This window comes from Porphyromonas sp. COT-239 OH1446 (genome assembly GCF_000768875.1).
Lineage (GTDB): Bacteria > Bacteroidota > Bacteroidia > Bacteroidales > Porphyromonadaceae > Porphyromonas.
The window spans coordinates 1-1,076 of sequence record NZ_JRAO01000031.1 but is presented as its reverse complement, the minus strand read 5'-3'; the positions used below and the strand labels follow the sequence as shown (position 1 = coordinate 1,076).

Here is a 1,076-nt window from a genome sequence, read left to right as displayed (position 1 = left end):
GAAGGTGCGGCTGGAACACCTCCTTTCTGGAGACCTTAATGAGGATCAGGGTTCTCAATAGTTCAAGGTTCAGCGTCCCAAAAACGCCAATCGACTACACTTCGTCAATATCGATATTTCTTCCTTGATGATACAAGGATGACAGTCCTATAGCTCAGTTGGTTAGAGCGCTACACTGATAATGTAGAGGTCGGCAGTTCAAATCTGCCTGGGACTACTTCTCTTGGGGGATTAGCTCAGTTGGCTAGAGCACCTGCCTTGCACGCAGGGGGTCATCGGTTCGAGTCCGATATCCTCCACGAAAGATCGAATAAGGGATTGAGCCGAGCTTGGTCCCTTTTATTTTAGGATGGCGAGATAGCTCAGCTGGTTAGAGCGTCGGATTCATAATCCGAAGGTCGGGGGTTCAAGTCCCCCTCTCGCTACCAAAGTCAACACAAGGATGGACCACCACCATGGTCTATCCTTTTTCTTTTTACCCCCTCTACCTCCATCCCTATCGCCACTTTCTCTTCTTCCTCCCCTTTTCCTTCCTCCCTGTCTCATCTCTCCCTCCTTCTACTATCCTTCTGTCCTTTCTCCTATACCCTCCGAGTCCTTACTTCCTCTCCCTTTCCTTTGCTCTTCATCCTCTTTTCTGTTTCTTCTCTCCCTTAGCTTGACCCTCTTTCTGCCCCTCCCTTTTCTGTTGCCCTAGCCTCTATCGGCTGTGCTTCCTCCGCCTTGATACCTCAGTCTCTCCCCTTGGATGCCCTAGCTCTCCCTTTTCTTGTTCCGCTGGGTTGCCTTCCTTCGCCCTCTCACTCCCCCCTCTCATGGAGGTGATTGGTCTTCTCCCCCTCCTTAAACCCTCCTTAGAGTGATTTCTTCTCCACAATCTTTATAATTTATAAGTTATTGATTTTGTTTATGTTGTTTTGTTTTTGGTTTTTAGTTTTGTTTTTTGCTCAAAAAATAATCTGAGAAATATTTGGAGGGAATAAATTTTTTGCTCTATCTTTGCACTCGCAAACGACGGAAACGTTGAGAGCACGACGCCGAGCGGGTGTTGTTAGGTATAAAGGGCTACAGACACG

The 1,076-nt window shown here is 47.5% G+C and carries 3 tRNA genes; all 3 read left to right on the top strand.

What is annotated here, in order from left to right:
* Positions 1–143 precede the first annotated feature (143 nt).
* Positions 144–217: transfer RNA gene (locus tag HQ37_RS06905), tRNA-Ile, on the top strand.
* 8 nt (positions 218–225) lie between these two features.
* Positions 226–299: transfer RNA gene (locus tag HQ37_RS06900), tRNA-Ala, on the top strand.
* Positions 300–351: 52 nt separating this feature from the next.
* Positions 352–428, top strand: a tRNA-Met gene (locus tag HQ37_RS06895).
* Positions 429–1,076 lie beyond the last annotated feature (648 nt).